The organism is Sphingobium sp. TA15, from assembly GCF_037101235.1.
Taxonomy (GTDB): Bacteria; Pseudomonadota; Alphaproteobacteria; order Sphingomonadales; family Sphingomonadaceae; genus Sphingobium; species Sphingobium indicum.
Map to the genome: position 1 here is coordinate 2,117,362 of NZ_AP025355.1, position 21,606 is coordinate 2,138,967.

General features: G+C 67.4%; 21 protein-coding genes, 1 pseudogene and 1 riboswitch. Of the genes and pseudogenes, 7 read left to right on the plus strand and 15 right to left on the minus strand.

Annotated elements, in window-relative coordinates; all coding sequences use genetic code 11:
- Positions 1-27: 27 nt before the first annotated feature.
- Together Sj15T_RS10535 and Sj15T_RS10540 are read right to left on the minus strand one after the other, a co-directional pair.
- Positions 28-712: pseudogene (locus Sj15T_RS10535) on the minus strand (glutathione S-transferase family protein).
- A 220-nt stretch (positions 713-932) separates the two neighbouring features.
- Positions 933-2,525 carry an isocitrate lyase gene (locus tag Sj15T_RS10540; protein WP_013040976.1) on the minus strand — a complete coding sequence of 531 codons (1,593 nt, stop codon included), beginning with the start codon at positions 2,523-2,525 and terminating at the stop codon, positions 933-935.
- 150 nt (positions 2,526-2,675) lie between these two features.
- Here Sj15T_RS10540 and Sj15T_RS10545 point away from each other — a divergent pair, with 150 nt between their 5' ends.
- Positions 2,676-4,073: a helix-turn-helix transcriptional regulator gene (locus tag Sj15T_RS10545; protein WP_013040977.1), complete on the plus strand. Its 1,398-nt coding sequence runs from the start codon at positions 2,676-2,678 to the stop codon at positions 4,071-4,073.
- A 250-nt stretch (positions 4,074-4,323) separates the two neighbouring features.
- Here the strand turns inward: Sj15T_RS10545 and Sj15T_RS10550 are convergent, their stop codons facing one another.
- On the minus strand, positions 4,324-4,527 hold the full coding sequence (locus Sj15T_RS10550; RefSeq protein WP_013040978.1) for a hypothetical protein: 204 nt from the start codon (positions 4,525-4,527) through the stop codon (positions 4,324-4,326).
- Positions 4,528-4,626: 99 nt separating this feature from the next.
- The gene (locus tag Sj15T_RS10555; protein ID WP_041386045.1) at positions 4,627-5,565 is read right to left on the minus strand and encodes a right-handed parallel beta-helix repeat-containing protein; all 939 of its coding nucleotides are present in this window, start codon (positions 5,563-5,565) and stop codon (positions 4,627-4,629) included.
- 199 nt (positions 5,566-5,764) lie between these two features.
- Here Sj15T_RS10555 and Sj15T_RS10560 point away from each other — a divergent pair, with 199 nt between their 5' ends.
- Both Sj15T_RS10560 and Sj15T_RS10565 read left to right on the plus strand, forming a co-directional pair.
- Positions 5,765-7,279 carry an ABC transporter substrate-binding protein gene (locus Sj15T_RS10560; protein ID WP_041386047.1) on the plus strand — a complete coding sequence of 505 codons (1,515 nt, stop codon included), beginning with the start codon at positions 5,765-5,767 and terminating at the stop codon, positions 7,277-7,279.
- A gap of 32 nt (positions 7,280-7,311) precedes the next feature.
- A complete protein-coding gene (locus Sj15T_RS10565; RefSeq protein WP_007685512.1) occupies positions 7,312-7,734 on the plus strand; it encodes a DUF4112 domain-containing protein in 423 nt (140 codons plus the stop codon).
- 75 nt (positions 7,735-7,809) lie between these two features.
- Here Sj15T_RS10565 and nadC read toward each other — a convergent pair whose 3' ends face one another.
- The 4 genes from nadC to Sj15T_RS10585 form a co-directional block, all read right to left on the minus strand.
- Entirely contained in the window at positions 7,810-8,658 is an 849-nt protein-coding gene (gene nadC, locus Sj15T_RS10570; RefSeq protein ID WP_013040981.1) for a carboxylating nicotinate-nucleotide diphosphorylase, read from the minus strand.
- Positions 8,655-8,840, minus strand: a complete 186-nt coding sequence (locus Sj15T_RS10575) for a hypothetical protein (RefSeq protein ID WP_013040982.1) — start codon at positions 8,838-8,840, stop codon at positions 8,655-8,657. The genes nadC and Sj15T_RS10575 overlap by 4 nt, the downstream gene beginning before the upstream one ends.
- The gene (gene nadA / locus Sj15T_RS10580; protein ID WP_013040983.1) at positions 8,840-9,826 is read right to left on the minus strand and encodes a quinolinate synthase NadA; all 987 of its coding nucleotides are present in this window, start codon (positions 9,824-9,826) and stop codon (positions 8,840-8,842) included. Before nadA ends, Sj15T_RS10575 begins: the two co-directional genes overlap by 1 nt.
- Before the next feature lie 118 nt (positions 9,827-9,944).
- On the minus strand, positions 9,945-10,823 hold the full coding sequence (locus tag Sj15T_RS10585; protein WP_041386555.1) for an MBL fold metallo-hydrolase: 879 nt from the start codon (positions 10,821-10,823) through the stop codon (positions 9,945-9,947).
- Positions 10,824-10,888: 65 nt separating this feature from the next.
- Between Sj15T_RS10585 and Sj15T_RS10590 the strand changes: the two genes are divergently transcribed.
- Positions 10,889-11,785 (plus strand): tyrosine recombinase XerC, encoded by an 897-nt coding sequence (locus Sj15T_RS10590; protein WP_013040985.1) that lies wholly within the window; start codon positions 10,889-10,891, stop codon positions 11,783-11,785.
- Positions 11,786-11,845: 60 nt separating this feature from the next.
- Here the strand turns inward: Sj15T_RS10590 and Sj15T_RS10595 are convergent, their stop codons facing one another.
- The 4 genes from Sj15T_RS10595 to rsmI form a co-directional block, all read right to left on the minus strand.
- Positions 11,846-12,445, minus strand: a complete 600-nt coding sequence (locus Sj15T_RS10595; protein WP_013040986.1) for a DedA family protein — start codon at positions 12,443-12,445, stop codon at positions 11,846-11,848.
- Positions 12,446-12,458: 13 nt separating this feature from the next.
- Entirely contained in the window at positions 12,459-13,433 is a 975-nt protein-coding gene (gene gshB / locus Sj15T_RS10600; protein ID WP_013040987.1) for a glutathione synthase, read from the minus strand.
- Positions 13,434-13,574: 141 nt separating this feature from the next.
- Positions 13,575-13,928 (minus strand): YraN family protein, encoded by a 354-nt coding sequence (locus Sj15T_RS10605; protein WP_007685502.1) that lies wholly within the window; start codon positions 13,926-13,928, stop codon positions 13,575-13,577.
- A complete protein-coding gene (gene rsmI / locus Sj15T_RS10610) occupies positions 13,925-14,782 on the minus strand; it encodes a 16S rRNA (cytidine(1402)-2'-O)-methyltransferase (RefSeq protein ID WP_013040988.1) in 858 nt (285 codons plus the stop codon). The genes Sj15T_RS10605 and rsmI overlap by 4 nt, the downstream gene beginning before the upstream one ends.
- A gap of 56 nt (positions 14,783-14,838) precedes the next feature.
- Here rsmI and Sj15T_RS10615 point away from each other — a divergent pair, with 56 nt between their 5' ends.
- A complete protein-coding gene (locus tag Sj15T_RS10615) occupies positions 14,839-15,993 on the plus strand; it encodes a penicillin-binding protein activator (protein ID WP_013040989.1) in 1,155 nt (384 codons plus the stop codon).
- A gap of 37 nt (positions 15,994-16,030) precedes the next feature.
- On the opposite strand, the gene Sj15T_RS10620 is transcribed toward Sj15T_RS10615, so the two are convergent.
- Entirely contained in the window at positions 16,031-16,810 is a 780-nt protein-coding gene (locus Sj15T_RS10620) for an ABC transporter ATP-binding protein (protein ID WP_013040990.1), read from the minus strand.
- Entirely contained in the window at positions 16,804-17,799 is a 996-nt protein-coding gene (locus tag Sj15T_RS10625) for an iron ABC transporter permease (RefSeq protein WP_013040991.1), read from the minus strand. The genes Sj15T_RS10620 and Sj15T_RS10625 overlap by 7 nt, the downstream gene beginning before the upstream one ends.
- A gap of 95 nt (positions 17,800-17,894) precedes the next feature.
- On the opposite strand from Sj15T_RS10625, the gene Sj15T_RS10630 reads away from it, so the two are divergent.
- On the plus strand, positions 17,895-18,770 hold the full coding sequence (locus Sj15T_RS10630; RefSeq protein ID WP_013040992.1) for an ABC transporter substrate-binding protein: 876 nt from the start codon (positions 17,895-17,897) through the stop codon (positions 18,768-18,770).
- Between the two features lie 7 nt (positions 18,771-18,777).
- On the opposite strand, the gene Sj15T_RS10635 is transcribed toward Sj15T_RS10630, so the two are convergent.
- Positions 18,778-20,598, minus strand: a complete 1,821-nt coding sequence (locus Sj15T_RS10635) for a TonB-dependent receptor (RefSeq protein ID WP_013040993.1) — start codon at positions 20,596-20,598, stop codon at positions 18,778-18,780.
- Positions 20,599-20,769: 171 nt separating this feature from the next.
- Positions 20,770-20,984, minus strand: a riboswitch (cobalamin riboswitch).
- Between the two features lie 79 nt (positions 20,985-21,063).
- Here Sj15T_RS10635 and Sj15T_RS10640 point away from each other — a divergent pair.
- The gene (locus tag Sj15T_RS10640; protein ID WP_013040994.1) at positions 21,064-21,603 is read left to right on the plus strand and encodes a molybdenum cofactor guanylyltransferase; all 540 of its coding nucleotides are present in this window, start codon (positions 21,064-21,066) and stop codon (positions 21,601-21,603) included.
- The last annotated feature ends 3 nt before the right edge of the window (positions 21,604-21,606 follow it).

A 21,606-nucleotide genomic window follows, 5' to 3' on the forward strand; every position in this document is an offset into this window, starting at 1 on the left:
GGACGGCCCCTGCGCGGGGGCGCAAGGTCAGGCGGCGCGATGATCCTCCACGATGCGCCCGGCCGCGCCGACTTCCGCTTCATGGCTTTCCTCCCGCCATGTTTCGGCAAGGGCGGCGCTTTCCCATTCGCGCATCGCGGATCGCCAGCATATGATCGACCCAGGCCTGCGCCGCCGGCCCGACATTCAGTCCATAGGTGCGCACCCGGAAAGCGACCGGCGCGTAAAAGGCGTCGGCGGCGGTGAAGGCAGGACCAGCCAGAAACGGCCCGCCGAAGCGGGAAAGCCCCTCCCCCCACAGTTCCGCCAAGCGGGCGATGTTCCGGTTGAGCGCGGGAGAAGGCAGATGCGGCTCCACCCGCACGCCGACATTCATCGGGCAATCGTTGCGCAGGGCGGCGAAACCGCTGTGCATTTCCGCCACGGCCGATTGCGCCCACGCCCGCGCCGCCTCTTCCTTCGGCCAGACCTCCGCATGCCGATCCGCCAGATAAAGCGCGATGCCCAGCGAATCCCAGACCGTCCTCTCGCCGTCGATCAGCACGGGCACCTGGCCGGTGGGCGAAAAGGCGCGGAAGGCGGCGTAATTCTCGGCGGCGGCGAACGGCTCCATCCGGTCGGTGAAAGCTATGCCCAGCGCCTTCATCAGCACCCAGGGGCGCAGCGACCAGCTTGAATAGTTCCGGTTGGCGGTGATGAGGGTGTAGGACATCGGCTTTTCCCCTTTGCTGGACGGCGCAAAGGATAATCGCCTTCGCTTCTCGGCAAAAGCTGGAACGGGCGGAGCGTTCACAAGCTGCGCTTATGAAAAAAACGGCCCGGAGCGCGAAGCTCCGGGCCGTCAAGTCCTTCCACCCTGATTGCGGGGCTTGCACCCCCGCAATCCGGACTGTTTAGCGGCTTCAGGCCGCGAACTGATTCCCCCGCGGCCGTCAGGCCGCAAACTGATTCATCGTGTTGTGGATGCCGCCCGCCTTCAGCGCCGCTTCACCCGCGAAATATTCCTTGTGATCATCGCCAATGTCCGAACCGGACATGTTCTGGTGCTTGACGCAGGCGATGCCCTGGCGGATTTCCTTGCGCTGGACACCCGCGACATAGCCGAGCATGCCCGCCTCGCCGAAATATTCCTTGGCAAGGTTGTCGGTCGACAGGGCGGCCGTGTGGTAGGTCGGCAGGGTGATGAGGTGATGGAAGATGCCGGCCCGCGCCGCCGCATCCTTCTGGAAGGTGCGGATCTTCTCATCGGCCTCAAGGCCCAGTTCGGTCGCGTCGTAATCGGCGCTCATCAGCTTCGCCCGGTCATAGGCGCTGACATCCTTGCCCTCGGCGGTCCAGCGGTCGAACACCTGCTGGCGGAAGTTCAGCGTCCAGTTGAAGCTGGGCGAGTTGTTGTAGACCAGCTTCGCATTGGGGACGACTTCGCGGATGCGGTCGACCATGCCCGCGATCTGCTCGACATGCGGCTTTTCGGTTTCGATCCACAGCAGGTCCGCGCCGTTCTGGAGCGAGGTGATGCAGTCGAGGACGACGCGGTCTTCGCCGGTGCCGGCGCGGAACTGGAACAGGTTCGACGGCAGGCGCTTGGGACGGAACAGCTTGCCGTCGCGGGCCAGGACGACATCGCCGCGCAGGGTGGTGATGTCGGTGACCTCTTCGACGTCGAGGAAGCTGTTATACTGGTCGCCCAGGTCGCCATCTTCCTTGCTGTAGGCAATCTGCTTGGTGAGGCCAGCGCCCAGCGAGTCGGTGCGGGCGACGATGATGCCGTCGTCGACGCCGAGTTCCAAGAAGGCGTAGCGGACGGCGCGGATCTTCGCGAGGAAATCCTCATGCGGAACCGTGACCTTGCCGTCCTGGTGGCCGCACTGCTTTTCGTCCGAGACCTGGTTTTCGATCTGGATGCAGCAGGCGCCCGCTTCGATGAACTTCTTGGCAAGCAGGTAGGTCGCCTCGGCATTGCCGAAGCCCGCGTCGATGTCCGCGACGATGGGGACGACGTGGGTTTCGTAATTGTCGATGTCCTGCTGGATCTTCTGCGCCTTGACTTCGTCGCCGGCTTCGCGGGCGGCGTCGAGGTCGCGGAACATCATCCCCAGTTCGCGGGCGTCGGCCTGCTTCAGGAAGGTGTAGAGTTCCTCGATCAGCGCGGGGACGCTGGTCTTTTCATGCATCGACTGGTCAGGCAGCGGGCCGAATTCGCTGCGCAGGGCGGCGACCATCCAGCCGGAGAGGTAGAGATAACGGCCCTTGGTGGTGCCGAAATGCTTTTTGATGCTGATCATCTTCTGCTGGCCGATGAAGCCGTGCCAGCAGCCCAGCGACTGGGTGTAGTTGGCCGGGTCGGCATCATAGGCGGCCATGTCGCGGCGCATGATCCCCGCGGTGTAGCGGGCGATGTCGAGGCCGGTGTGAAAACGGTTCTGGAGGCGCATCCGGGCGACCGATTCGGCGGCGATGCCATCCCAATGGCCTTGCCCGCCGATGGTGGCGCCCGCTTTCGTGATTTCCTGGCTGTAGGTCATGATGGCTCGATTCCATGAACGAAGTGGAGAAGTGATGACGGTTTTCTAAAGGGGGTTTCGCTGGTGCGGCAGGGGCTGCGAAGTTCAGTTGTAGAAGTTTACAAGATTTGCGTGTAAAGTTGTAAAGCCTGCACAGGAGCGCTTTACGACATGGCCAAGGATCGTCCGGTTTACATGGGGCCGCGCCTGCGCAGGCTGCGGCGGGAACTGGGGCTGACCCAGGCGGACATGGCGTCGGACCTGGAGATTTCCGCCAGCTATGTGGCGCTGCTGGAGCGCAACCAGCGGCCGCTGACCGCCGACATGCTGTTGCGGCTGGCGCGCACCTACAAGATGGACATGAGCGAACTGGCGGGCGACGGCGGCGCGGAGCAGACGGCGCGGTTGCAGGCGGTGCTGAAAGACCCGATGTTCGCGGACATCGACCTGCCCGCGCTGGCGACCGGGGACGTGGCGGTCAATTATCCGGGAATCACCGAGGCCTTGCTGCGGTTGCACACGGCCTATCGCGAGGAGCAACTGGCGCTGGCGGACCGGGGGGTGGAGCGGGAGGATGCCGCCGAAGCGCCCGATCCGGTGGCCGAATCGCGGCGCTTCCTGGGGGCGCGGCGCAACAGCTTTCCGATGCTGGACGACGCCGGGGAGAAGCTGGCGCAGGAGATGGAGGCGGCGGGCGGCCTGGCCGGATGGCTGAAGGCGAAGCATAACCTGCGGGTACGGCGCCTGCCGTCCGACGTGATGGCGGGGTCGATGCGGCGGCTGGACCGGCATCGCGACGCGGTGCTGCTGGACGACGCGCTGGACGGGGCGAGCACCCAGTTCCAGCTAGCCTTGCAGATCGCCTATCTGGAGATGCGGCGCGATTTCGACGCGCTGCTGAAGGACGGCCAGTTCGCCAGCGAGAGCGGGCGGCGGCTGACGCGGCGGGCGCTGGCCAGCTATGGCGCGGCGGCGATAGTGATGCCCTATACCGTCTTCGCCAGGGCGGTGGAGGCGCGGCGTTACGATGTGGAGGCGCTGGCCCGGCAGTTCGGCGCGAGTTTCGAGCAGACCGCGCACCGGCTGACCACGCTGCAGAAGCCGGGGCAGGAGCGCATCCCCTTCTTCTTCCTGCGGGTCGACCATGCGGGCAATGTCAGCAAGCGGCTGGACGGCGCGGGCTTTCCCTTTGCGCGCCACGGCGGTTCCTGTCCGCTCTGGTCGGTGCATCATGCGTTCGAGCGGCCCCGCGAGGTGCTGACGCAATGGCTGGAACTGCCGGACGGGCAGCGATTCTTCTCCATCGCGCGGACGGTGACGGCGGGCGGCGGCGGATGGGGCGCGCCGAAGATCGAGCGGGCGATTGCGCTGTGCTGCGCGGCGGAGCATGCGCATCGGCTGATCTATGCGGCGGGGGAAGCGCCGCCGGAGCCTACGCCGATCGGGGTGACGTGCCGCCTGTGCCATCGCAGCCAGTGCATGGCGCGGTCCGCGCCGCCGATCGGGCGCGACATGCTGCCGGAGGATTTCCGGCGGACCCACGCGCCGTTCGGCTTCGCGGACGGTTGAGGCGGCCGGGCCAGGCAATGCGGACAAATTTGGAAATGTCGGGAATGGCCATGAGCGGTCATCAGTTTTTCGTCACCCCGGACTTGATCCGGGGTCCCGCTTTTGCCTCTACACCGCGCCCAGCCCAAGGCAGCGGGACCCCGGATCAAGTCCGGGGTGACGAATAGGGGGGGGAGGGGTGACGAATAGGGGAACGTCCGCTCTCCACCCAAATCGCCCGGTCCGGCGGATCCTGAATTTTCCACGCCGCCTATCCCTCGATCAGGTCGAGATAGGCGACGACATCATTGTCGGTGGCAAGGAACAGGCCGTCCTGCATGTCCTGCGGCTGCCGCTCCGCGATGCGCAGGGCTTCGCTCAGGGGACCGTAGAACAGCGTCGTCGCACCGCCGCCGCCATCGGCGTCGCTGAGGTGGTAGAGGCGGACGGTGGCTGAGCCATAGGTGGTGCGCATGGGACGATTATCGGCGCCGCGGCGCGGGCATGCAAGCGGGATGCGTCGGGCCGGCGCGGACATGCCTTCCCGATCGCCTGGAAATCGATCCAGGAACCGTCAGCGCCGGTCCGTCACCTTGATCCCGCTCGCCAGGCGGTTCGGGCCGATCTTCACCGCATCGTCGGTGAAATTGGCGACGAAGCTGCTGCTGCGCTGCAGTCCCGGCACGAAGGAGGCGCTGTTGTTCGCGATGGAAAGGTTCGTGCTGTCCTGTTCCCGCCCCTCCGGCGCCACGGTGATGAAGGCGCTGTAATTGTCCTTGTCGCGTCCCTGCACCATCTCGTTGCCGCTGATCGTGCCGCTCGCCCCGTTGGACAGGTCGATCATATAGTTGGTGAGCCGCCCGCCGCTGTCGTCGAAGCTGTTGTCGGTGATGGTGACGCGGGGCGTGCGGGTTTTCAGATAATGGCCGCCATCGCCCTGGTCGAAGCGCGAGCGCGTGACCGACAGGCTGCCATAGCGGCCCGCATAGATGCCGTGGGCGCAGGCGAGGTCGCGGTCGCAGCGCCCCAGATGGCGGAAGGTCGACCTGTCGATGCTGATCGCGTTGCCCGGCGCGTCGCCCGTCAAGATCCCTTCCTCGCTGTTGCGGAACAGGCTGTTGGTGACGGTCAGGTCGCCGCTTTCCAGCCGGATGCCCGCGCCATTGCCGTCGGGCACGCGCAGGTTCTGGAAGATGAGGCCGTCGATGCTGCTCGACCGTCCGCGCAGCACCAGCGCCGCCTTCTCCTCGCAGGCCACGCCGTCCAGGATCGCGGTGCCCGGCTTCTGCGCGCGGATGGTGACGTCGCCGCCCTGCTGCACCGCGCATTGCGCATAGCTGCCCGGCGCCACCAGAACCGTGCCGCGGCCGTCGCCGATCGCCCTGATCGCCTCCCCCAGCGTCGCATAGCTTCGCCCGCTTTCCGCCACGGTGAAGGGCGAGGTCACGCCCTGCGCCAGCGCGGTTGCCGTCACGGCGGCGGAGATCAGCAGGATGGTGGAAAAAAGGCGCATATCGAAGGATATAGAAGAAGGCGCTTTGCCGGCCAATGCGGAGTCATGGTTAACGAAATCTTGTTCCGCTATGGGACAGCGGGCAAAGGCCTCTTGCATTTGGCGAGCCGCCCGCGATTCCGCGACTTTGGCCGCGCCGCGCAAATGCGCATCATGACGGTTGGCGCAGGCGCGGTTGCGGGTTAAGCCTTGTCCGGACATGATTTCCGCCCCTTCCCGTCCCTTTCCAGCCTGGCTGACCCTTGGCGGAGCCGCCCTGATGGCGGCGATGTCGGGAAGTTGCTCGAATGAGGGGAGCGGCCCGGTCACGGTCAGCGTGATCGGCAGCCCCGCCGATTTCGCCAAGCCGCTCGAAAATCTGCCCGATCCCGGATCGAAGCTGTTTCTGGAAGCCACCGCGCAGGGGCTGGTGGCGTTCGACGCCGGGGGGGAGATATTGCCCGCCCTGGCCCAGCGCTGGATCGTCGAGGACGATGGCCGCAGCTACATCTTCCGCCTGCGCCGGGCGTTCTGGCCGGACGGCCGCAAGGTGCTGGCAAAGGATGTCGGGCGGCTGCTGATGGCGCGGATAGAGGCGCTGCGCCGGCTGGACCCCGCCGGGCCGCTGGACGCGGTGCAGGACGTGGTGGCGATGACGGGCGAGGTGATCGAGATCAGGCTGGCGGCGCCGCGCCCCTATGTGTTGCAGATGCTGGCCCAGCCGCAGATGGCGATCCTGTCGCGGGAAGGCGGGACCGGCCCCTATCGGCGGGAGAACCGGGGCGGCATTCCGGACAAGGCGCTGGTGCTGACGCCGGTGGAGCGGGCCACGAACGAATCCGGCGACGAACTGCCGGTGCCCGCCTGGCAGACCCGGATCGTCCGGGCGGAGCGGGCGGCGCTCGCCATCACCCGTTTCCAGCAGGGCAAGGCCGCGCTCGTGCTGGGCGGGCGCTTTGCCGACCTGCCGCTGCTGGTGCCCGCCGGGGTGGACCGCGACGATGTGCGGATCGATCCGGTGCAGGGGCTGCTGGGGCTGGCGGTGACGGGCCGGAGCGGGGCGAGCGGCAAGCTGCTGGAGGATGACGGCGTGCGGCGGGCCATCAACATGGCGATCGACCGCAGCCGCCTGCCGGTGATGTTCCCCGTCGGCGGCTGGGCCACGACCGAGCAGATCGTGCCGGGGCAGATCGACCTGCCCGGACCGCCCGCCGCGCCGGATTGGTCCGGCCTGCCGCAGGAGGAACGCTGGGCGCAGGGACAGGCGGTCATGAAGCGCTGGCGCAGCGAGCATGGCGACCCGCCGGTTTTGCGCGTGGCCCTGCCCAAGGGGCCGGGCTCCACCCTGCTGTTCGGGCTGGTGCGGCATGACCTGGGCATGATCGGCCTGGCGGTCGAGCGGGTCGACATGACGGCCGACGCCGATCTGCGGCTGGTCGACGAGGTCGCGGCCTATGACAGCGCGCTCTGGTATCTGGGGCGGATCGGCTGCGCGCGGAAGGTGCATTGCTCGGCGGAGGCGGAGGCGCAATTGCAGGCGGCGAGCCTTGCCGCCAGCCTGGACGAGCGCATGGCCCGCGTGGCGCAGGCGGAGGCGCTGATGCAGGCGCATAACGGCTTCATCGCCCTGGGCGCGCCCGTGCGCTGGTCTCTTGTGGCGCGGCGGCTGACCGGCTTCATGGCGTCGCCCAGGGCGCGGCACCCATTGAACCATCTGTTCAGGAGCACCAACTAGAGCATCGAAAGCCGATGCTTGGAGGACGGATGATGGCGATTTCGCAGGACCAGTTCGACCGGATCGTGCGCGACATGCCCGGATTCGGCCGCGATCCGGCTTCGGTGCGCAGGCGGATCGAGATGATGGAGGCGATGCTGGAGGGGCTGTTCGTCCTTCCCGGCACCAACCGGCGGGTCGGGCTGGACAGTCTGGTCGGGCTGATCCCCGTGGTAGGCGATTTCGCCACGGCCGCCATGGGGGCGTGGATCGTGTGGGAAGCGCGGAACCTGGGCATGTCGAAATGGCAGCTCACGCGCATGGCGGCCAATGTCGGCTTCGACACGCTGATCGGCGCCATTCCCTTTGCCGGGGACGTTTTCGATTTCTTCTACAAGTCCAACAGCAAGAATCTGCGCATCATCCGCAGGCATCTGGACCGGCATCATCCTTCGACGGTGATCGTCGAGGGTTAGGCTGTATCGACATCCAGCCCTGGCGGCCTGCAAATGCGCCTAGCGGCCGGCAAGCGCCGCGGCGCATGCGCGACTTCAGGCAAAGGCGAAATCGAGGCCGATGTCGGCGGCCGGGGCCGACTGGGTGAGGCGGCCGACGCTGATATAGGTGACGCCGGTTTCCGCCTTGGCGCGGATGCTGTCCAGCGTGACGCCGCCCGACGCTTCGGTGGGGACGCGCCCGCCGACCAGCGTCACCGCGCCGCGCAGGGTGGGCGCGTCCATATTGTCGAGCAGGAGGTGCGTGGCCCCGGCGGCAAGCGCGGGTTCGATCTGGTCGATGCGGTCGACCTCCACGATGATGCTGGCGATCCCGGCGGCGGCGGCGCGGCGGACGGCCTCCTCCACCGATCCGGCAACGGCGACATGATTGTCCTTGATCATCGCCGCGTCCCAAAGCCCCATGCGGTGATTGGTCGCGCCGCCCATGCGGGTCGCATATTTTTCCAGCACGCGAAGGCCCGGAATGGTCTTGCGCGTGTCGAGCAGCGTCGCTCCGGTGCCCAGGATCGCGTCGACATAGGCGCGGGTCATGGTGGCGATGCCGGTCAGGTGCTGGACGGTGTTGAGCGCGGACCGCTCGGCCGTCAGCATGGCGCGGGCCTTGCCCCGGATGCGCATGATGTCGGTGCCCGCCGCCACGCGGTCGCCATCCTGCCGGAGCAGTTCGATCTCCACATCCGGGTCGAGCGCGCGGAAGAAGGCGGCGGCGATGGGCAGGCCCGCCAGCGTCACGGCGTCGCGGCTGTCCATCACGCCGTCGAACATCGCGTCGGCGGGAATCACCGCCTCGCTGGTGACGTCGCGGCCGTCCGGGCCAAGATCCTCCGCCAGGGTGGAGGCGATGAAGGCGTCGAGATCGAAGCCGGGGAGAGGGAAGCTCATGCTGCCGCCAGCCTTTTCGCGATCATCTCCATCATCGCCGCCTGCTCGCTGCCCGCCGGGAAGGTCCAGAAGTCGTGCTTGCACCGCGGCCATGGCCAGTCGCGGCGCAGAATGCCGCGCAACCGCTTGTCCGATATGTGGTGGCGGCGCGCGATTTCCACGGCCGTGACCATGCGTTCCATCAGCGCGCGCCCAGATCACCCTGCCCGACCGTGCCGCTCGCCATTTCGAGCATGCGGTCGAGGCTTTTCTTCGCGGCGAGGCGCAGCCCCTCCTCCATCTCGATGCGCGGCTGGAGGTCGCGCAGCGCCAGATAGAGCTTCTCCATGGTGTTGAGCGCCATATAGGGGCAGATGTTGCAGTTGCAGTTGCCGTCCGCGCCGGGGGCGCCGATGAAGGTCTTTTCCGGCACCGCCTTCTGCATCTGGTGGATGATGTGCGGTTCAGTCGCGACGATCAGCGTGTCGCCGGCCATGGTCTTGGAAAATTCCAATATGCCGCTGGTGGAGCCGATATAGTCCGCATGGTCGACGATGTGCGGCGGGCATTCCGGATGCGCCGCCACGGGCGCGCCGGGATGCTGGGCCTTCAGCTTCAGCAGTTCGGTTTCGCTGAACGCCTCATGCACGATGCAGACGCCCGGCCAGAGCAGCATGTCGCGGCCGAGCTTGCGCTTCAGATAACCGCCCAGATGTTTGTCGGGGCCGAAGATGATCTTCTGCTCCTTCGGAATCTGCGCCAGGATCTTTTCCGCCGAGGAGGAGGTGACGATGATGTCGGAAAGCGCCTTCACCTCCGCCGAGCAGTTGATGTAGCTGAGCGCGATATGGTCGGGATGCGCCTCGCGAAAGGCCTTGAACTGGGCGGGCGGGCAACTGTCCTCCAGGCTGCATCCCGCGTCCATGTCGGGCAGCACCACGATCTTCTCCGGCGAGAGGATCTTCGCCGTTTCCGCCATGAAGCGCACGCCGCAGAAGGCGATGACGTCCGCGTCCGTCTCCGCCGCCTTGCGCGAGAGTTCCAGGGAATCGCCCACGAAATCGGACAAGTCCTGGATTTCCGGCTTCTGGTAATAATGGCCGAGGATGACGGCGTTGCGTTCCTTGCGCAGCCGGTCGATCTCCGCGCGCAGGTCGATCCCCTGCGGGATTCCGGTGATGGCGTTCATGTCCCTACCCTGCTCCTTGAAGGGCCTTCATCCAGCGCGCCCTAGCGGGCGTTGCGCCTGTTGGCCAGTACCTCGTTGACGGGGACCATCCCTATTGGGATCGACCCGGCGAAGCGCCTCAGCGCAGCCGCCATCGCCCGTCCCCCGTCGCGGCGGCGATGCCGCGCCCGTCGAGGTCGATGAGATGCGCCAGCACCGAACGCCCCGCCGCGCTGTGCAGGCGCGGGTCGACGCCCTTGTACATTTCCACGACCATGTCGGGGATTTCCGACGCGCCGTTGCGTTCCAGGAAGCGCAGTATCTGGCCCTCCCGCTGCTTGCGATGGCCCATCATGCCGCGCACCAGCCGCTGCGGATTGTCGACCGGGTCGCCATGCGCCGGATAATAGACGGTGTCGGTCCGGTCGAGCAGCCGCTGCATCGAGGCCATATAGGCCGCCATGTCGCCGTCGGGCGGGGAAACGATGCTGGTGGACCAGCCCATCACATGATCGCCGGTGAACAGGGCCTTTTCCTCCAGCAGCGCGAAGCAGAGATGGTTGGAGGTGTGGCCGGGCGTGGCCACGGCGGCGAGCGTCCAGCCCCGGCCGCCGATCCGTTCGCCGTCCGCCAGCACGCGGTCCGGGCGATAGGCCGCGTCGAAGGCGGCGTCGGCGCGGGGGCCGTCATCCTCCAGCGTCAGCGGCGCGCAGCCGATGACCGGCGCGCCGGTCCGCTCGCCCAGCGGCGCGGCGGCGGGGCTGTGGTCGCGATGGGTGTGGGTGCAGAGGATCGCCATCACCGGACGGCCGTCTATCGCCTCGATCAGCGCGGCCAGGTGCGCCGGATCGTCGGGACCGGGATCGATCACCGCCACATCCTCCGCGCCCACCAGATAGGTCTGCGTGCCCGTATAGGTGAAGGGCGACGGATTGGGCGCCAGCACGCGCCCCACCAGCGGGGAAAGCCGCATCAGCGCGCCGGTCGGAAGGTCGGCCAGATCGAAGGGAGTTGCCATGTCCCATCCCATGTGCCCATTTCCGGGCGGTTTTCAAGGGCGATCCCCTGCCCTATCATGGCGCCATGGCGGCAGCGGACGATCTTTGCGAACAGTGGCGGCGGCATCTGGCGCTCGACCGGCGGCGCTCGGTGCATACGGTGCGCGCCTATGTGGCGACCGCCGAGCGATTGCTGGCCTTTCTGGAGGAGCATCGCGGCGAAGCGGCGACGGCGGCGATGCTGGCGGGGATCGAACAGGCCGACCTGCGCGCCTTCCTGACGGTGCGGCGGATGGACGGGATCGGCAATGTGTCGGCGGCGCGGGAATTGTCGGCCGTGCGGGGTTTCCTGCGCTTCGTCGGCGGGGAGGATGCGCGGGTGCCGATGCTGAAGGGGCCTCGCGTGAAGCGCGGCCTGCCCCGCCCGGTCTCGCCCGACGAGGCGGTGGCGCTGGCCGGGGACATCGCCGAAACGGCGCGGGAGGAATGGATCGGCGCCAGGGACTGGGCGGTGCTGCTGCTGCTTTACGGGGCAGGACTGCGCATCGGGGAGGCGATGGCGCTGACCGGCGCGGTGCTGCCCCTGGGAGAGACTTTGCGAGTGACGGGCAAGCGGGGCAAGACGCGGATCGTGCCGCTGCTGCCCCAGGTGCGGAAAGCGATGGAGGCCTATGTGGCGCTCTGCCCCTTCGGGCAGGAGAAGGACGCGCCGCTGTTCCGGGGGGCGCGGGGCGGGCCGCTGTCGCCTGCGTTGATCCGCCGGGCCGTGCAGGGGGCGCGGGGGAGGCTGGGGCTGTCCGACCGGACGACGCCCCATGCCTTGCGGCACAGCTTCGCGACGCACCTGCTGGGGCGCGGGGCGGATTTGCGGTCGTTGCAGGAGTTGCTGGGCCATGCCAGCCTGTCCTCCACGCAAATCTATACGCAGGTGGATGCGGCGCATCTGCTTGATGTTTACCGGAACGCGCATCCACGGGCGTGAAGTCCATTCCCCCGTCTGAACTGGGTTCCTGCCTTCGCAGGAACACGGCATATCCCCGGATCAGCCCCTGGGTTTCCAGGTTGCCAGCCGCCAGAGGTAGAAGAGGACCGCACCGACCACGCAGGCCGTCGCCACCGGCCCCACATATTTGTCGATGTCGCGGAAATTCTGGCCGAGTATGTAGCCCGCATAGGCGAGAATGATGTTCCAGATCAGCGCCCCGCCGCTGGTCCACAGCAGGAAGCGGACATGCCCCATGCGGAACAGCCCGGCGGGCAGCGAGATCATCGTGCGGAAGGCGGGCATGAAGCGGAAGACGAACACCACGATCTGCCCATATTTGCCGAAGATATGGTCGAGCGCCTCGACATCCTTCCACTCCAGCGTCGCCCAGCGGCCATAGCGGTCGACGAGCGGCTTCAACCGGCCGAAGCCCAATATATGGCCGACCAGATACCAGAAATAATTGCCGACGGTGGTGCCGACGGTGCCCGCGAACAGCAGCCATCCCATCTCCATCCGGCCCTGGCCGACGCGGATGCCGCCGATGCCCATGATGAGTTCGGACGGGATCGGCGGAAATATGTTCTCGATCACCATCAGGGCGAAAATGCCCCAATAGCCGCCCGCGTCGATCAGGCGGAGAACCCAGTCGGTCATGATGCGACGTGGCTCAGGCGGCCGCCCGCGCCGCCAGCCGGGCGTCGATCGCGTCCCAGATCATGCCGCCCGTGTTGGTGCCGTTGAAGGCGTCGATGGAAACGATGCCGGTGGGCGATGTCACGTTGATTTCCGTCAGCCATTCGCCGCCGATCACGTCGATCCCGACGAAAAGAAGCCCGCGCCGCTTGAGTTCCGGGCCAAGCGCTTCGCAGATTTCCAGTTCGCGTTCGGTCAGCACGGTCTTGGCCGCCGATCCGCCGACGGCGAGGTTGGAGCGGATCTCGCCCGCGCCGGGAATGCGGTTGACCGCGCCCGCGACTTCGCCGTCGACCAGCACGATGCGCTTGTCGCCCTCCGCGACGCCGGGAATGAAGGCCTGGACCATGAAGGGTTCGACCCAGGATGCGTTGAACAGTTCCACCAGCGCGGACAGATTCGCGCCGGACCGCCCGACATGGAAGACGGCGTTGCCCGCATTGCCGTAGAGCGGCTTCACCACGATCTCGCCATGCTGGGCGAGAAAGGACTTCACCTGCTCCAGGTCGCGGGTGATCATGGTGGGCGGCATGAAGCGCGCATAATCCAGCACGAACAGCTTTTCCGGCGCGTTGCGGACAGAGGCGGGGTCGTTCACCACCAGCGTCTCCTCCTGCACCCGCTCCAGAAGATGGGTGGCGGTGATGTAGCTGAGGTCGAAGGGCGGATCCTGCCGCATCAGCACCACGTCGACGTCGCGGCCGAGGTCCAGCATCTCCGGCTCGCCGAAGACGAAATGGTCGCCCTCGACCTTCTGCACCTTCACCGGGCGCGCCTTGGCCAGCACGCGGCCGTCGCGATAGGTGAGGTCGGGGGCGAGATAATGATAGAGCCGGTGCCCCCGCGCCTGCCCCGCCAGCATGATGTGGAAGGTCGAATCGCCGCCGATCCTGATCCCCTCCATCGGGTCCATCTGCACGGCGACGGTGAGCGGGTTGAGCTGGGTCACTGCAATCTTTTCCTCTTCTTCCGTTCGCGCTGAGTAGGGCTGAGCTTGTCGAAGTCCCGTATCGAAGCACCGTCCCGCACCCGCCCTTCGATACGCCCCTTCGCCAAGCTCAGGGGCTACTCAGGGCGAACGGAGGTCGAGTCAGCCCCCATGCCAGACATTCGCCAGATGGCGCGGCGGGCGGCCCGGTGCAAGGAGCATCACGTCGATTCGCATGTCGTCGCCCGGTTTCGCGAGGTCGTGGAACAGGATTTCCGCCGCCGCGGCGACCCGCGAAAGGCGGCGTTCGTCGATGGCGAGGTCGAGATCGGCGCCGGTGGCGCGGGCCTTCACCTCGACAAAGGCGAGCATCCCGCCGCGCCGGGCGACCAGGTCGACCTCTCCGGCGGGCGTGCGCATGCGGCGACCGACGATCTGCCAGCCCTTCAGGCGCAGCCACCAGCCGGCGATCCGTTCCGCCTGCCGCCCGCGTTTTTCGGCGGCCTGACGCCTCACGCCTTGAGTTCCAGCGCCCGGTCGTAGAGGGCGCGGCGGTCGAGGCCGAGTTTCTTCGCCACCTCCCCCGCCGCCTTGGAGACGGGGAGGCGTTCCATGGCTTCGAGCAGCGCGGCGTCGGCATCCTCCGCGCTGGCGGGCGGGGCTTCGCCGGGCGGGCCGACGATGACGACGATCTCCCCCTTGGGCGGGGCGTCGGCATAGCGGGCGGACAGTTCGGAGAGGGTCCCGGTGGCGGTTTCCTCGAACGCCTTGCTGATCTCGCGGGAGACGGCGGCTTCGCGGTCGCCCAGATGCTCGGCCATGGCGGCCAGGCTCTCCGACAGGCGCGGGCCGCTTTCGTAGAAGACCAGCGTGGCGCGCAGGGCAGCGATCTCAGCCAACGCGTCACCCCGCGCCTTCTGCTTGGACGGCAGGAAGCCCATGAACAGGAAACGGTCGGTCGGCAGGCCCGACAAAGTGAGCGCGGCGATGGCGGCGCTCGGCCCCGGCAGCGTCGTGATCCGGCGGCCGGCGGCGCGGGCGTCGCGCACCAGCTTGTACCCCGGATCGGAGATCAGCGGGGTTCCCGCGTCGGACAGCAGCGCCACCGATTCGCTCGCCATCCGCTCGATCAGGCGGGCGCGCACCCCTTCGGCGCTATGGTCGTGATAGGGGACCATCGGCCGGTCCGACCCGGCATGGCGCAGCAGGCGTGCGCTGACCCGTGTATCTTCCACGGCGATCACGTCGGCAAGGCGCAGGACTTCGGCCGCGCGGGGGGTAAGGTCTCCAAGGTTGCCGATCGGCCCTGCAACGATGTAAAGCCCAGCCTCAAGCCCAGAACCATCAAGATCAACAATATCAGTTTCCATAAGGATGCCAGATGACAGAGACGGATGCCCCCCGGCAAGCGGACTTGTTCGCTTCCATGAAACGCGCCGGGCGGATTTTGTTCGCAGCGACCGCGCTGCTGGTCGCCGCCTGTCAATCCATCGTGCCCAAAGGCCCCGGCCCGGCCCAGACCGGCCCGACGCAGACCGGCCCCGAAGTGACCGAGGGCCTGCCCACCGACACGCTGCGCCACCGCGTCGCGCTGCTGGTGCCGATGAGCGGTCCCAATGCGGGCGTCGGCCAGTCCATCGCCAATGCGACCACGCTGGCACTGCTGGACACCAAGGCCGACAAGGTGCGCATCACCACCTATGACACCGGCGTGGGCGCGGCGGCGGCGGCGAACAAGGCGCTGGCGGACGGCAACAAGCTGATCCTGGGGCCGTTGCTGGCGGAGGATGCGCGGATCGTCGGACCCATCGCGGCACGGGCGAACGTGCCGGTGATCAGCTTCTCCAACGACACCAGCGTCGCCGGAAACGGCGTCTACATCATGGGCTACAACCCCAACCAGTCGATCGAGCGGGTGGTGGAATTCGCCAAGGGCAAGGGCCTGTCCAAATTCGCCGCGCTGGTGCCCAAGGGCGTCTATGGCGAGCGGTCGGGCACAGCCCTGCTGCGCGCAGTCGAGGGCGCGGGCGCAACCGTGGTGTCGATGCAGACATTCGACCGCAGCGCCGCCTCCATCACGGCGGCGGTCAGGAAATTGCAGGCGTCCTCCAGCTATGACGCGCTGCTGATCGCGGACAGCGGCCGCGTGGCGATGCAGGTCGCGCCGATCGTGCGGAAGAATGGCGGCGCTACGGCGCGGCTGCTGGGCACCGAATTGTGGAATACGGACAGCGGCCTGGCGTCCAGCCCCGTGCTGCGCGGCGCGTGGTTCGCCAGCGTTTCGGATGGGCTCTACAGCCAGCTCGCGACCAAATATCGGGCGCGTTACGGCAATGCGCCGTTCCGGCTGTCGGCTTTGGGTTATGATTCGGTGCTGCTGACGGTGCGGATTGCCCGCGACTGGAAGCCGGGCACGACCTTCCCGGCGGCGCGGCTGCGCGATGCGGGGGGCTTTGCCGGGATCGACGGGGCGTTCCGCTTCGGCCGCGACGGCATTGCGGAACGGGCGCTGGAAGTGTCGGAGATCGGCGCGGGAGCGTTCACGGTGGTGGCTCCGGCGCCCCGGTCTTTTGCGGAGTAAGGGCGCCTCCCCGCTTCTCGCTGGAACGACAGGGAGTTCAGCTTTTGACTCGCCCCACGGGCAGGATCAGCGGCCACTTTCCGTCTGCCTCGATGCGCGCTACAATGCCGTACACTTGGGCGAGATTCCGCTCCGTCAGCACCTCCAGCGGCGGGCCGTCCGCCACCGGCGAACCGCGATCCATCAGCACCAGCCGGTCGCAATAACGCGCCGCCATGCCGAGATCGTGCAGCACGGTGACGACCAGCGATCCCGCCCGCGCCTCCGCCTTCAGCAGGTCCATGACGTCGATCTGATGCCCCGGATCGAGCGCGGCCAGAGGCTCGTCCGCGATCAGCGCGGGGGCGCCGACCGCCAGCGCCCGGGCCAGCAGCACGCGGGCGCGCTCGCCGCCGGACAGTTCGGTCGCCACCCGCCCCTTCAGATGCAGCGCATCGGCTCGGGCCAGCGCGGCGTCGATCAGCGCTTCGTCCTCCAAGGAAAGGCGGGACAAAGGCCCCAGATGCGGCATCCGGCCCAGCGCCACCAGTCGCTCCACCGCCAGCGGCCAGTGCAGGCTCTGGCCCTGCGGCAGATAGGCGATGCGCCTGGCGATTTCCCGCCGGGTTAGACGCGCGCTGTCCACGCCGTCGATCAGCACCGAGCCGCTTTCCCGCTTGATCAGGCCCAGCATCGCCCGGATCAGCGTCGACTTGCCCGCGCCATTGGGGCCGATAATGCCGACAAGCTGTCCCGGCTCCAGATGAAGGTCGATGCCGTTCACCGCCGGATGACGGCCGAGACGGACGGAAAGCCCCTGCGCGCGGATCGTCACCATAGCCGCCGCTCCCGCATCAGGTAGATCAGGAAGACGGGCACGCCCAGCAAGGCCGTCAGCACCCCCAGCTTGAGTTCGCTGCTGGTGGGTATCAGCCGCACGCCGATGTCCGCCAGCGTCAGCAGCGCCGCCCCGCCCAGCATGGAGGGCAGCAGGATCGCGGAGGGCGAACGGTCGGTCAGCGGCCGCACCAGATGCGGCACGATCAGCCCGACGAAGCCGATCGCCCCGGACACCGCCACCGCGCCGCCCACGCCGATGGCGACGCCCAGCATCAGCCGCAGCCGCGCCCGGCGCAGGTCGATGCCCAGCGCCTGCGCGCCATCTTCGCCCAGCGTCAGCGCGTCCAGCGTCCGTCCGTCCGCGATCAGCAACGCAGCGCCGACCGCCACGCAGGGCAGCGCGATCCAGACATGGCCGTAGGCGCGGTTTTCAAGGCTGCCCATCAGCCAGCTCATGATCTCCATGGCGGCGAAGGGATTGGGCGACAGGTTCAGCGACAGGCTGATCCCCGCCCCTGCCAGCGTCGCGATGGCGATGCCGGCGAGGATCAGGGTGAGCGGGCTTTCGGCAGGGCCGGCCAGCAGGAACAGCGCGCCGATGCCGATCAGGCTGGTGAGGATGGCGAGCGCCGGAAGCGCCAGCGGATGCACCTGCGCCAGCCCGAAATAGAGCGCGCCGACCGCGCCCAGCGCGGCGCAGTTGGATGCCCCCAGGACCGAAGGTTCGGCCAGCGGATTGCGCAGATAGCCCTGAAGCGCCGCGCCCGCCAGCCCGAGCATCGCGCCGACGATCAGGCCAAGCAGCATGCGGGGCAGGCGCAGGTCGAGAAGGATGGCGCTGGCGATGTCATCGCCGCCGCCGCCGAGGACGGCGAAGATGCGCGCCGGGGAGAGCGGAACCGCGCCAAGAGTGAGGGAAGCAAGGGCGGCCAGCAGCGCCAGCGCCGTCAGCGCGGGGATCAGCAAGGGGTGACGGCGGACGCTCATGGCTTGCGCGGCCTTCGTTGCTTGCTACAGCGTGCCGTGCTCCTGCGAAGGCAGGAGCACGGTGGTTTGTTGAGGCACAATCCGGGAGCAGCAGCGTGCGGCGCAGAATAATCTTTACAGCGTTCTGCGCCCTGGCCCTGACCGGCGCGGCGCCCGCCCAACCCCGGCGCATCGTGTCGCTCAACACCTGCGCCGATCAATATGTGCTCGCTTTGGCCGACCCGGCGCAGATCGCGGCGCTCAGCCCCTATGGCCACGACCCGGAACTGTCGGCGGCGGTCGGCAAGGCCCGCGCCTTCCGCACGCTCAAGCGCCCGGCGGAGGAAGTGCTGGCGCTGCGGCCCGACCTGCTGATCGGCTTTCCTTCCGGCGGCAGCGTCGTCGGCGCGCCTCCGGGCCGATGGCGGACTTTGGGGCTGGCGAGCGCCGACAGCTATCCCATGATCCTCCAGCAGATCCGTCAGGTGGCGGCGGCGGTCGGCCATACCGAACGGGGCGAAGCGCTGATCCGGGCCATGAATCGCGACCTCGCCGCCCTGCCCCGTCCGAAGCGTCGGGGCGTAGCGGCCTATTATCAACGGCGCGGCTATATGACCGGCACCGGCACGCTGGTCGACGACCTGATGCGGCGCGTGGGGCTGGTCAATCTGGCGGGCAGGCTGGGCAAGCCGGCGCTGTCGCAACTGTCGCTGGAGGAGATGATCGCCGCCCGCCCGGACTGGCTGATCGTGGAGAGCGGCAGCGAAGAGGTGGTCGATCAGGGGACGGAGATGCTGCGCCATCCCATATTGCGCGCCATCCCGCGCATCCGCGTGCCCCAGGCGTGGACGGTGTGCGGCGGCCCCGCCTATGTCGATGCGGCGCGGAGCATCGCTGCGCAGCTTGACGGCGCTGCGCACAAGGGCATGGCGCAGCTTGACGGAGCCGTGCGCAAGGGCGCGGTGCGGGTGAACGCCGCGCCGCGCCATTAGGTTATTTTCAGAAGCGCACACGCACGCCGCCGAAGGCCGACCGGCCATAGGTGCCATAGCCATGGACCGTGGCATATTTCTCATCGGTCAGATTGTCGATGCGGCCGTAGATCTCCAGATTCTCCCGGATCGGGAAGGATGCCCGCACGTCTGTCACGGCATAGCCGTCCAGCCGGATCGCGTTGGTCGCATCGTTGAAGCTGTCGCCCACCATCGTCACCGTCGCGCCGGTCGACAGGCCGAAGGGCCAGACATAGTCCGCCGAAACGCTGACCGCATCGGCGGCGCGGCGCGGCAGCCGGGCGTCGGTATTGCGGTCGCGCGCATCGACATGGCTGTAGGCGGCGGTGACGGTCAACGCATCGACAGGCTTCAGAGCCAGCATCGCCTCCACCCCCTTGGCGCGGGTGCGGTCCAGATTATTGTACCCGCCGTAAAGGCCGATCGAATAGTCGTAATTGATCTGGTCCTTCGTATCGCGGCGGAAGGCTGTGACGGACAGGATCGCCCGGTCGCCGTCCAGCCTTTGGTCGAAGCCGATGTCGTAGCTTTTCGACCGCTCCGGACGCAGGCCCGCATTGCCGACGTCGGCGCCGTAAAGCTGGTAGAGCGAAGGGGCCTTGAACCCCTCGCCATAGCTCATGCGGATATTGGTCGCGCCGGCGTTGGGCGTGTAGTTGGCATTGGCGCCGAAGGTGGTAGCGCCGCCGAACTGGCTGTGATCGTCATGCCGCGCGCCGGCGGTCAGCGACAGGCCGGCGACCGGCTTCACGATGGCCAGCGCATAGACGCTGTCCATATCGGCCCGGTGGCTTTCGGTCGAGCCGAAGCCGGAGAAGTCGTAATCGGGCCGTTCATGTTCATAGCCGAAGACCAGCTTCGCCTGATCGACCGGCTGATAGACGCCCTCATATTCGAAGCGCAGATTGGTGCCCGAATAGCCATAGGGGCCGAATGCGGATGTATAGTCGCGGTCCATGCGGAACCAGGTCACGGCCGCCCGGTTGGTGAGCCTGCCGTCGAACAGCGCCAGGTTCAGCCCAGCATAGCCGACATATTGATCGGATTTGGAAGTGTCCGCCGTGCTGTCCAACACGCCGTTGTCGGTATCCAGATCGGCATGGATATAATAGCCGCGCAGGTCGAGGCTGAGCGTATCGGTGAAGGCCAGCTTCAGCTTGGCATTGGCGGCGATATTCTCATAGCCGTCCTTTTCCGCGCCGTTGGCGGCGGAGGAAATGCCGTCGGTGTTGAAATAGGCGATGCCGACGCCGCCCGATGCGATGCCGCTGCCGCCCGAAACGTCCGCCTTGGCGTTCAGCGTGTCGCTATAGCCGTAATCGACCGACGCGTTGCCCGCGAAACCGGCGGCAGGCGTGCCGGTCATGACGTTGACGACGCCGCCGACCGCCTGGCTGCCATAGGCGATGGAGTTGGACCCCCGCAAAATTTCGATCCGCCGGATATTGCCGGTCAGCAGATTGCCGAAATCGTACATGTCGCCGATGCCGCTGGTGTCGTTGACCTTGACCCCGTCGATCAGCACCAGCGTCTGCGTCGTTTCCGCGCCGCGCAGCGAAACGCCGGTCACTCCGCCCAGGCTGCCGCTGCGGTTGAAGCGCACGCCCGGCGTGGTGGCCAGCAGGTCGACGACGCTGACGCTCTGGCGGGTGCGGATGGTTTCGGCGTCGATGACGGTGACGGCCTGGCCGACCTCGTCGCGGGGCTGCTCGATGCCCAGCGCGGTGACGATGATCTCGTCATCATCGGCGGCGAGGGCGGGCGCGGCCGCGAGCAAAGCGGCAAGAGAGATGGTGGCTTTCAACATTATATCTGTTTCCCTGAGCGTCGCTGCGACTTCATGGCTCAGGGCATCCGCTCATCGCGGTCGGCGCAGGGGGAAGTCGACGCCAGTGCCCTCCCCCGCACCGATGCGGCCCTGCGCCGCTTCGTCGCTCAGACGGAAAACACCGTGCCATGGCCAACCCCTGGGCCAGGGCAAGAGCGACCATGCGCCGGCAGGTCTCCTGGCTCGCGGGTCAATGCAGCGATGCACGCCTTCCCGGACTTGCGTCCAGTGGCCGGTCCATGGACCGAAGTGCATCGCGCTCACCGCTTACAGTTGCAGGGACAGCCGCGGAATAGGACGGTTTCCCGTCCGCACCGCATTCCCGTTTTCAGCCCTTTGAGGGCACCGGCGCGATCTTCTTTGCGCGCGAGGGTTTGTCCCCGCCCGCGCCGCGCGCCATAAGGGAAAGCGAGGACAATGCCAAGCGGCATGAGGAGGGACGGAATGCGATTGCTGGGCGCGGTTCTGGCCGGGGGACGATCCAGCCGCTTCGGCAGCGACAAGGCCTTGGCGATGCTCGATGGGCGGACATTGCTGGATCATGCGGCGGCGGCGCTGGGCGCGCATGTCGAGACGGTCGTGATTTGCGGGCGGCACGTTCCGGGAATGACCGGGCTGGCGGACCGGCCGGCGGCGGACATGGGACCGTTAGGGGGGCTGAACGCCGCGCTGCATCATGCGGCGGCGCAGGGTTATGACGCGGTGCTGACGACGGGGTGCGACGTTCCGGTCTATCCGGACGGGTTGGCGCAGGCCTTGATCGGGGATGGCGCGGCGATCCTGAAGGGGCAGCAACTGGCCGGATTCTGGCCCGCTTCATTGGCGGGAGAGCTGGATGCGCATCTGGCCGAGGAGAATAGCCGGTCGATCCATGGCTGGCTGGAGCGGGTCGGGGCGCGGATCGTGGAGCGGCCGGAGTTCGTGCTGCCCAATATCAACCGGCCGGAGGATCTGGAGCGGTTCACTTTTCCCCGATTGGGCTGAGCC